At 61.6% G+C, this 8,307-nt stretch carries 10 protein-coding genes and 3 pseudogenes; 5 read left to right on the plus strand and 8 right to left on the minus strand.

The features are described from left to right. Window positions 1-97: 97 nt before the first annotated feature. The 4 genes and pseudogenes from NKH90_RS33645 to NKH90_RS33660 all read right to left on the minus strand — a co-directional run bounded on the left by NKH90_RS33645 (window position 98) and on the right by NKH90_RS33660 (window position 2,311). Window positions 98-196, minus strand: coding sequence for a hypothetical protein (locus tag NKH90_RS33645; RefSeq protein WP_352775596.1), 99 nt, complete (start codon window positions 194-196; stop codon window positions 98-100). Window positions 197-399: 203 nt separating this feature from the next. Beyond that, window positions 400-1,044: a redoxin domain-containing protein gene (locus NKH90_RS33650; RefSeq protein ID WP_352823587.1), complete on the minus strand. Its 645-nt coding sequence runs from the start codon at window positions 1,042-1,044 to the stop codon at window positions 400-402. Window positions 1,045-1,178: 134 nt separating this feature from the next. Next, a pseudogene (locus tag NKH90_RS33655) lies at window positions 1,179-1,538 on the minus strand (DUF3182 family protein); the annotation flags it as partial. A gap of 419 nt (window positions 1,539-1,957) precedes the next feature. Then, window positions 1,958-2,311, minus strand: a complete 354-nt coding sequence (locus NKH90_RS33660) for a hypothetical protein (RefSeq protein WP_352456137.1) — start codon at window positions 2,309-2,311, stop codon at window positions 1,958-1,960. 290 nt (window positions 2,312-2,601) lie between these two features. On the opposite strand from NKH90_RS33660, the gene NKH90_RS33665 reads away from it, so the two are divergent. Beyond that, the gene (locus NKH90_RS33665; protein WP_352823589.1) at window positions 2,602-2,790 is read left to right on the plus strand and encodes a hypothetical protein; all 189 of its coding nucleotides are present in this window, start codon (window positions 2,602-2,604) and stop codon (window positions 2,788-2,790) included. Between the two features lie 488 nt (window positions 2,791-3,278). Here NKH90_RS33665 and NKH90_RS33670 read toward each other — a convergent pair whose 3' ends face one another. Beyond that, complete coding sequence (locus tag NKH90_RS33670) at window positions 3,279-3,497, minus strand: KTSC domain-containing protein (RefSeq protein ID WP_023722567.1); 219 nt, start codon at window positions 3,495-3,497, stop codon at window positions 3,279-3,281. Between the two features lie 268 nt (window positions 3,498-3,765). On the opposite strand from NKH90_RS33670, the gene NKH90_RS33675 reads away from it, so the two are divergent. Next, complete coding sequence (locus NKH90_RS33675; protein WP_352503899.1) at window positions 3,766-3,975, plus strand: hypothetical protein; 210 nt, start codon at window positions 3,766-3,768, stop codon at window positions 3,973-3,975. Window positions 3,976-4,075: 100 nt separating this feature from the next. Here the strand turns inward: NKH90_RS33675 and NKH90_RS33680 are convergent. Next, a pseudogene (locus NKH90_RS33680) lies at window positions 4,076-4,856 on the minus strand (helix-turn-helix transcriptional regulator). Between the two features lie 46 nt (window positions 4,857-4,902). On the opposite strand from NKH90_RS33680, the gene NKH90_RS33685 reads away from it, so the two are divergent. Further along, window positions 4,903-5,172 carry a hypothetical protein gene (locus NKH90_RS33685; RefSeq protein WP_352618973.1) on the plus strand — a complete coding sequence of 90 codons (270 nt, stop codon included), beginning with the start codon at window positions 4,903-4,905 and terminating at the stop codon, window positions 5,170-5,172. A gap of 522 nt (window positions 5,173-5,694) precedes the next feature. Here the strand turns inward: NKH90_RS33685 and NKH90_RS33690 are convergent. Continuing rightward, a complete protein-coding gene (locus NKH90_RS33690; protein ID WP_352823592.1) occupies window positions 5,695-6,738 on the minus strand; it encodes a nucleotidyl transferase AbiEii/AbiGii toxin family protein in 1,044 nt (347 codons plus the stop codon). Next, on the minus strand, window positions 6,735-7,400 hold the full coding sequence (locus NKH90_RS33695) for a DUF6088 family protein (protein ID WP_352823593.1): 666 nt from the start codon (window positions 7,398-7,400) through the stop codon (window positions 6,735-6,737). Before NKH90_RS33695 ends, NKH90_RS33690 begins: the two co-directional genes overlap by 4 nt. 200 nt (window positions 7,401-7,600) lie before the next feature. Between NKH90_RS33695 and NKH90_RS33700 the strand changes: the two are divergent. Further along, window positions 7,601-8,029: pseudogene (locus NKH90_RS33700) on the plus strand (ImuA family protein); the annotation flags it as partial. Window positions 8,030-8,048: 19 nt separating this feature from the next. Then, window positions 8,049-8,307 (plus strand): non-homologous end-joining DNA ligase LigD (ligD, locus tag NKH90_RS33705; protein WP_502898901.1); only part of this gene is annotated, 259 nt, incomplete at its 3' end.

Consider the following 8,307-nt stretch of genomic DNA (forward strand, 5'->3'; position numbering starts at 1 on the left):
ACCGGCGTTCCTGACGGCTTCCGCGGGAAATTTCTCATCCGAAGTCTTCAATTCCTGAAGGCACACGATGTCATAGTCGGTCTGAGACCCCTGTGATCTAATCCGGTTTGAGGTTCGTTCTGGCCCATCCAGAGGACCAGGACATGAAACACAGCCTGAGCAGGCGATCGAAACCGCTGAAGTGATCGATATGCATATGCGTCACGAAGACGCGCGAGATCCCCAGATTTCAAGCGGCGAAAGCGTCGAAAGATCTCCGAGATCGAACAGCATGGCCCTGTTGCCGAAGCGGAAATCCAGTAGCAGGCCCAGATCGGAAAAAGGTTCGATTACCAAGCGTGGCTGGACGAAAAGCGTCACCGCGAGAAGACCGCCGCGAGCGATGCTGCCTTCATCCGTTCAGCTTCTCTTTGCCGGGCCGGCATATTGGTCGACCGCTCCGGCCATCTGGAGCATGAGTGTCTCCATGGAGATGGAATTCCCGCCATAGGGGTAGAAGTCGGATTTATCGCCTTTCTTCCATTTCTCCCGCAGCTCGGGTTCGGTGATGTCCCAGTCGCGATAGGTTCTTCGCGCCAGTTCGCGCAGTTCTGCGTGCAATTCGGCGGTGGACGGGCGGCCCCAGTAATAATAACCGTTGTGGACCTTGAAGACTTCGAGGTCCCGCCCGAGCACGATCGTGTGCGGGATCATCACGTCGTGCGTGGTGTCGGTGTATTCCTTGATGTCCAGGTCCTTCTGCACGAGCCGTTCCTCGTCACACAGAAAGGGCCAAGGTGCCGAGGTCTGCTGGCGGTAATTGTTGGTCGTATGCCAATCATCCGTGATGATCGTGACGAGCTGGGTGTAGCCGACGACCAATTGCGGGTGAAACCGCACCAGTTCGAGCATTTGCTGCCGGTCCTTTGGGCAGAAGAACCCACGCGTCAGCATCACGATCATCAGCTGGTCGCCCTGCAGGTCCGACAGCCGCCGTGGCGTCTTGGTGTGGTCGGGAAGAACGTAGTCGGGGAACTTCGCGCCAGCCACAATGTCTTGTCTCATTCTCAGTCGCTCCCATAGATCCGGTTCCTGTAACTTCCGAACAAAAGACTCCTCCCCATGTTCCTTGATTCCAGGCAAGCCGAATAAGACGGGCCGGCTCTTAGGGCCGCCTGCCGTCGAACCGACGACCACCATCACGAGCGCATCCAACTCGACTTCGCCATCGACGATCGTCTTGCCGCCCTTTCTTCGAACATTGAGCTCCGAGGTTTTCGGCCGCCTGTCTTTCGAGTTCGTCGATCACTCCCGTGATTGTCGCTAAGCGGACCTCCGTGATATCCGCGTAACCGCCGTGTAGCGCGTGATGGCACGCTCGTCGGGATCCTCTCCTGGAAATGCACGGTAGCGTTGGCCGGCGGCCGACAATTTATGCCGAAAGCTTTGACCGGCGAAGCGCATACGAACTGGACATCGGGGCCTTGTCGCATGACATTCATGGCCGCAAGTTCGGCGGTGCTGCAGCCGCCGATCCGCCAGCAGGCTTCGAGCACACCCGACTTCCACTTCTGAGCAAATCAGATTCAAGGCTGTCTTTTGCAGGCAGCCATGGGAATTATGGATCGTCTGATCCTCCGCGACGACCAGTGGGAGTGGATATCAGGTCACATGATCGGCGATGAGCCGCGCTCATTGCAGTGAAAGGGTACGATCGATCGCGATGCCCGGGTGCCTTCACGCGACGGCACATGCTACGCGTCTTGGACGGGCGGGCCGCGGCAGGTGAAGCACGCTTGCGATGGCCCGAATCTGGCTTGCTTCTCCAGTAACCCGGAAGACGCCAGGGACGCGCTGCGCTGGACGCGTGCCCTAGCCGTCGAGCTCCCATCTATCGGTTCGTCCGCTCCATATCCGGCCGGACAGGGCCGCACCCTTGGGCTGTTCAAAGGCGCTTGCATCTTCCCTGCGCCGACAATCAGCAACCTTCGTCGGTCTTTTTCACCTGGCCTGGCGCGGCGGTGTTGGCTGTCGTGTCCTGCTGACCTGGCGCAGCCTGCTGGGCGCTGCCAGTCTGCTGGCCGGGCGCGCAGTCTCTGGCCGAGTTCGGATTTGTGGTGCCGCTGGTGGTGGTCGTGTCGGTGCCCTGATCGCCGGACATGTTGGTCCCGCTGCTCGTCGTGCCGGTGCCCTGATCCGTCGTACTGGGCATGGTTGTCGTGGTCGAGGTTCCGCTCGTCGAGGTTCCGCTCGAAGTTCCGCTGGTCGTCTGGGCAAAGGAAAGCCCTGCCGACACTGCCAGCACGGCCGAAGCCAAAAGGATGCGTTTCATCTTCTTTCTCCTGTCTGAATGCGCGGGATGCGCCTGGCAAATCGAACAGGCAGACAGAAGGAGTGTTCCCCGATGAAGTTCAACTTTTGTAACTCTGGTCATAGGTCAGCCTTAGGATGCCGGGCGTATATTAGAAGCCTCTTGAAGAAGACGCTGCCCGCACCAGAATCCATGGCATGGCTCGGGGAATAGGCATTGGTGACCAGGTGGCGATTACTGCCACGGTTCGAAGGCGGATAACAGAGGACCGCGTAAGCGTCTCTTTCCCAGGTTTCGACTTCCCACATTCCATGATCGACCACACCAAGGTGAACCGAGGCCAGCAAATCGACCTGAAAGGCGAGGTCACGCGCATCGACGAGGACACCGTGACGATCGAACTCGGGCCGCTGGTCACGGTCGACCGTGACAAGGTCCGGTTGGTGGAGAAATATAGGCCGCCAAACCGACGAAAGGCACTTGTCGTTGCCCCGGATTAGAACCGACAACATCGCGACGGGCTATGAGGGCAGGCCGCATGACGGGCCGGTAGAGGACGAGTCGAAGCACTTGGTCTACTGCCCAGTCTGCGGCCAAACGTTCGACGCGCGCGATCTTGGACAGGTCTTCCACCACGCTGAGTCCCAGCACGAGCCGCTTCCGGTCGAGCAATAGTCCAGCTAGTTGAGCTCCGGCGGCAGACCGACGTTGAGACCTTCAGCGCGCCACCGGCTACGTTGGATGAGAAAAGGTGCTGCGTGCACCGCGCCTTCCCCGCGCGCCGATGCTCCACCTGGACCGCAAAAAGTCCCGCCGCACTGCCAGAACGGCGGGACCGATCAAACGCTTTGCACCAGGCGGGGGGATGCCGGGGGGTTGGGCTTGCCAGGTGAGCGCGGACCGTAACCAACCCTAAGCGCCACAGCGGCAACGCGTCCAGCAACCGTCGGTTGGAGCGATAGGACGACTGAGCCGCCGGCAGGTCAGGTCATCCCGGGTCGCTATCGCTCGCAACCAGACGGTAGCGGAAATTGTTGCGGATGTGGTCGTTGAAATAGCGGCCCTTGGCGAACGCGGCCCGGAACGCGGCAAACGTTTCTGGCGGTACCCCCTCAAACTCGTACCGCTTGCCGCTGGCGACGAACCACACAGAGAGGGTCCTTCTATCCAGATCATATTCCATCTTGCGGATCGAAGTAGATGGCATGAGCACCACAGGCCGAGGCCCGCGCCTTGCTGGGAGCGCGGGCCGATCGGGATAGCGATCTGCAGCAATACCTGGAGGGGGAGGATTCGCTGCGTGCACCGAACTTTCGCGGCGGTCCCGTGTTCCATCGAGATGCAAAAAAGGTAGCTGCACCTTCCGGCATCACGTGGACGTTGGATTTCTGAGAAAGCGCGAGCGTCAATACTACTCTGGTGATGGAATTTCCCCGTGAGATAGGCACGCTCCACGGCGAAAGGAGTGCCCCGCCATGACCGTCCTCGCCTACAACCTTGCCAACGGTATCAAAGGATCGTGGAGGGTCGTCTTCGTGCCGGACGACCTGCATCTTATGTGGAATTCAGCCAGCCAGACCCCGACACAAAACCCGGCTGATTGGATGAGCTTGATGATCTCCTGCATGGCGGCCGAAAGGCGCACTCGACGAGCGAGCGCGCGACAGCTTGGTTTCGCTCATTAAGGCGTTGACAGGGCGATGAGACAAGGGATACCCGCGCCGAAAGCTCTTATCGGTGAGGCGCGCGGGCTTGGCTTTGAAGCGTCAGCGGAGCGACACCGCGTTAGGCTTCCGGAGATGGCTCTTGAAAATACTTTCCAGGAGAGGCGCCGAAGGCCGCGCGAAACACCGCGATGAAGGCGCTCGGGCCAGAGTAGCCGAGCGAGAAGGCGATGTCGCCGACGCTTCGGCCGGCGGCGAGCCACTCCACCGCTTTGAGAAGTTTCGCCTGCTGCCGCCAGGCGCGAAAACTCATGCCAGTCTCCGACTGGAAGTGACGCTGGAGGCTGCGCGGGGACATGGCGGCGCATGACGCAATCTCATCGAGCGGCCAGTCTGCACCCGGGTGGTTCCGGATGTCTTCGGCGAGGGCCCGAAGGCGTTCGGATATCGGCGAGGGAAGAGACAACGGCGCGACCGGACTCGCCCGAAGCTGGTCGAGAATGACTGCGACCAGTCTTTCGGCGCGAGCGCTGCCGGCCTCCGCACGGGGTACTTCGAGAAACGCCAGGATGAGTTCGCGCAGCAGCGGCGTCGTCCCGATCACGGAGACATCCGAGGGCAGATTTATGACCGCATCGGGCCGGAAGAAGAGATAGCTGCGATCGGTGTCCTGCAGGTAGGTCACTTCATGAAGGACCCCGGACGGCACGAACACGGCGCGTTCGGGCGGCACGATGAAGTAGCCTCGCTGCGTTTCCAGCCTCAGCGAACCTCGCACGATCTGAAAAAGCTGCGCGCGGTGATGCGCATGGAACGCGTAGGCCTGCCCCTGCCTGCTCGACTCCGCCCTGAGCGACGGCGGTGTGCGGATAATCGCCAGAGCCGTCTGGGCGCTTCCTGATAGAGGTCGGTGTACCGCCGCTTCGGCGGCTCCCGGTCGGGGAGACGATGCTGGCGTTCGACCGCAGCAAGACGCATTGGGGCATCGACGAGTTCGACGTGGTGAACCAGACTTTCTCGTCCCATCACATATGGCTCAGGGACGGCATCTGTCAGCGCTTTTCGGTTCCGTTCCGCTATGCTTGGCCGGCTGAGCTCGACCTCATGGCGCGACTAGCCGGCCTGACGCTCAAAGAGCGCTGGAGTGGCTGGAAAAGGGAGCCGTTCACGCAGACCAGCGACAAGCACATCTCCGTCTGGCAGAAGGTTGGAGGCTAGGACGGGTCGGCCCGGTTCTCGGCTTGGAGGCGACCTTCGCGGCCAAGAGAATGGCCCGAAAGTCATAGGTTTCGCGGAGCGCTGAATCCGAAACACGAAAGCCACAACGCCGCTACTCAGCACGTTCACGCTGGTCTGCCGCCTGCCACCCTTTGCCGAAAGTCGGGCCCCGGTTTCGGGCTGGACATCGACGCAGGCGCTATCCTTCAGATCCGGAGGACCTCCCGCCCCTCGGCGGCCTGTGATGACTTCTGGATACGGCATCGTCGTCTTTGTCGGGTGCGGCGGTGAGCCGGTTGAACCAGAAACCCTGCATGTCTCTTACGCCGCGGTTCCGTCGGCGGCTGTCTATGTCTTGGGGGCAATGGCGCCCGGCCAAGCTGGACGAACCGGTAAAAACTTGGCCCGCGCGATCCGGATCGAAACTGGGCCGCGAAATCTGGTGGCAGTCAACACTCGAGGAATTGCGTGTGGCAGAAAGACGGCTGCCAAAATAGAGCGGAGATGGTCCAGTGCAGGTGGCTAGGCCCGGCTGTTCAGGTCCTGCTCGATCTGGTGCGCCGATGCCAAGATGTCGTTGAAGCTCGGCGGAGTGCCGAAGATCATGGCCGTCGTATTGGCGTAGTCGCGCGCGAGCGCGTCCACCATCTTTGGAGCGGGCGCGATCGCGAAGCTGCCCGGGACTGCTGAGGCGAGGTCATAGTCGGGACGGTCGAAAAACATTCGTGCGTGCCGCACACAATCGGCGCCAAGAGCGAGGTCGCCGAGGGCTGCCTTCCCGGTCTCGGATCCAAGAAGACAATGCAAGTCATAGTAGTGCCGGGAGACCCGCTGGCCTTCCTGCCGCAATTCGCCGCGCCGCTCATACCAACGGCGCAATCCCTGGGTGATCACCACCTTGTCCCAAAAGGTGCGGGTCGCCTCGATCGTGGTCACGTCGGCGACGATGAGATCAATGCCTGCCGCTTCCTCGGCGACATAGGGCGTGATCGCGATCGGGCGGTTCGGATCGAGCGCCGATTTCGCCCCGGATTCAAGGCGTATGACCGGTCGCACATAGGCGCCATCACGCGGTTCGACCTCGGGATACCAGAGCAGCAGGGTCTGACCATCGGCATCGGCTTGGTCGACCTCCACCCGGCCGGCACCGTTGGTGATGTCGGCAAGTTGAGCGGTGAGGAAGTCTCGCAGTGGCCCTGTGATATACGCACGGCAGGCGTCCCGGATGGCGTCGAGCTTGGCGCGGCGCTTCTTGTTCGACAGTCCCTCAAGCTCTTCGACGGAGGCAGCCTCGTCGAGATCGTCGCGAAACACGGTAACGTCGATATCTTCGGAAAAACGCTGGATGAGGCCATAGCCTTTTGACAGCGACGTCCCGCCCTTGAAAAGCAGCCGTGGCTCCCCCGCAGGCCGTTCGTGGTAGAGCGAATTGAGGGTCCAGCAGACCCAGAAATCCTTTTCGACATTGCCCACCGGAGCTCCGATCCGATTGGCGGTGGCGAGGAACAGGTCGAGCCGGTCACGTGGGGATGCCGCGATGATCTGGCGGTAAGCATCGGTACTCATGGCTTCGCCTCGTGCGGGTCCGCCCTCAGGATTTCGCGGAGGAATTCCTGCATCCAGATCGGCACGGCGGAGAGACCGGCGCGCAGATCCTCGCGAATGGCCTCGCCGTGCCTGGGGTCGGCAAGCAGGCGGCGCAACGTCGCCTGGACACGCTTCCGTTCGCCCTTCTGGGTCAGCATGTCCTGCATCCAATGCAAGGCCTGGACGACCCGCATCCCCGGCCGATCCGCCCAATAGAGGCGGCTAGGGGCAGCGTATTTGAAGTGGATTTCCTGCGTGCCGAGCTTGATTGGCTTCAACCGCGCATCGACCAGCACTTCTATCCGGGCGGGGACGGCGGTCGTCAGGCCGAGGTCGTTGGCGGCCGTCATTCCATCGATGACGGCGCGCGCCCGATCGCGGCGCGTGACGGCGCGGATCACAGCGCGATAATCCGGCACGGTGGCGCGGCCAGTCAGGTTGTTCGTGCGCGGCCGGTCATAGAGGCCTCGGTCGATCCGGCGCAGCTCCCCGGCGGCTGCCAGGCGCTGCAGGGTTTTGTCGACGGCGGCGCGTGCGCCGAGATCGGCGAAGTCGCCGGGGGTCCAGACCTCGTCGGGTTTGGACTCAATGCGGGCAAGCAGGCGCGAGCGAAGATCGGCATCGGGCTTAACTTTGGGCATGTCCGAAATATGCTACAAGTTTCGGACAAAGGCAAGAGATCAGTCCGAAATATGCTACAATTTTCGGACACTGCGTGGCGCCCAAAAATGGAACTCGCATGGCCGCGCTCTGGACCGCCAAGGTTTCGAATGCCTCTTCCGCAGGGGCACGACGTCATCCCGGTTGACTCTTAGTCGAGACGAGAACAAATGTAGAACCTATCACGGGCTTTCCCGTTTCCATTTCCGAGCTTCGAGAACGCATCGCGCGTCTCAAAGGCGGAAGCGCGCGCCCGCACGGTTTTGACGTTTGGAGTGGCCGCCATCGACAGGGCGCTGCCGGGAGGCGGACTGGCCTTTGGCGGTCTGCACGAGGTGGCGGGCGGAGGGAATGGCGCCGTCGACAGCGCGGCCGCGGCACTGTTTGCTGCCGGCCGTGCCGCGCGCACGGTTGGCAAGGTGCTGTGGTGCGTTACCCGGCCCAATCTGTTCGCACCGGCAATCGAAAGGCCGGCCTGCCTCCGGGAAGGGTGATCTATGTCGAAGCCGGCGACGAAAAATCCGTTCTCGCCTGTTTCGAAGAGAGTCTTCGCGGAGGTTTTGGCGCTGTCGTTGCCGAGATAGCCCGGCTTTCGATGACGGCCTCACGAGGGGGTCGAGTGGGATGAAGTGATCGAGACCGCGCTAACGCTCCGCGACATCATGGAAGCGGAAGGTCTGCAGAGCTGGCCGAAGGTGACGGGCGGCAAGGGCATTCACTTGATGGCCCCACTTGAGACGAAGATTACGCACGACAATGCCCGGCTCCTTGCCCGATCGTTCGCCAAGCGCCTCGCTGAAGCTCATCCCGATCGCTATCTGCTCTCCGCTGCGCCGGCAGCCCGAAAGGGCCGCATCTTCATCGACTACCTTCGCAATGGGCGCGGTA

It is taken from the genome of Mesorhizobium sp. M0898, from assembly GCF_040319695.1.
Taxonomy (GTDB): Bacteria; Pseudomonadota; Alphaproteobacteria; order Rhizobiales; family Rhizobiaceae; genus Mesorhizobium.

Excerpts from the sequence above, each read along its gene's own strand:
- NKH90_RS33645 (WP_352775596.1), bottom strand. The coding sequence starts at position 196 with ATGCATATCGATCACTTCAGCGGTTTCGATCGCCTGCTCAGGCTGTGT.
- NKH90_RS33650 (WP_352823587.1), bottom strand. The coding sequence starts at position 1,044 with ATGAGACAAGACATTGTGGCTGGCGCGAAGTTCCCCGACTACGTTCTT.
- NKH90_RS33660 (WP_352456137.1), bottom strand. The coding sequence starts at position 2,311 with ATGAAACGCATCCTTTTGGCTTCGGCCGTGCTGGCAGTGTCGGCAGGG.
- NKH90_RS33665 (WP_352823589.1), top strand. The coding sequence starts at position 2,602 with ATGATCGACCACACCAAGGTGAACCGAGGCCAGCAAATCGACCTGAAA.
- NKH90_RS33670 (WP_023722567.1), bottom strand. The coding sequence starts at position 3,497 with ATGCCATCTACTTCGATCCGCAAGATGGAATATGATCTGGATAGAAGG.
- NKH90_RS33675 (WP_352503899.1), top strand. The coding sequence starts at position 3,766 with ATGACCGTCCTCGCCTACAACCTTGCCAACGGTATCAAAGGATCGTGG.
- NKH90_RS33685 (WP_352618973.1), top strand. The coding sequence starts at position 4,903 with ATGCTGGCGTTCGACCGCAGCAAGACGCATTGGGGCATCGACGAGTTC.
- NKH90_RS33690 (WP_352823592.1), bottom strand. The coding sequence starts at position 6,738 with ATGAGTACCGATGCTTACCGCCAGATCATCGCGGCATCCCCACGTGAC.
- NKH90_RS33695 (WP_352823593.1), bottom strand. The coding sequence starts at position 7,400 with ATGCCCAAAGTTAAGCCCGATGCCGATCTTCGCTCGCGCCTGCTTGCC.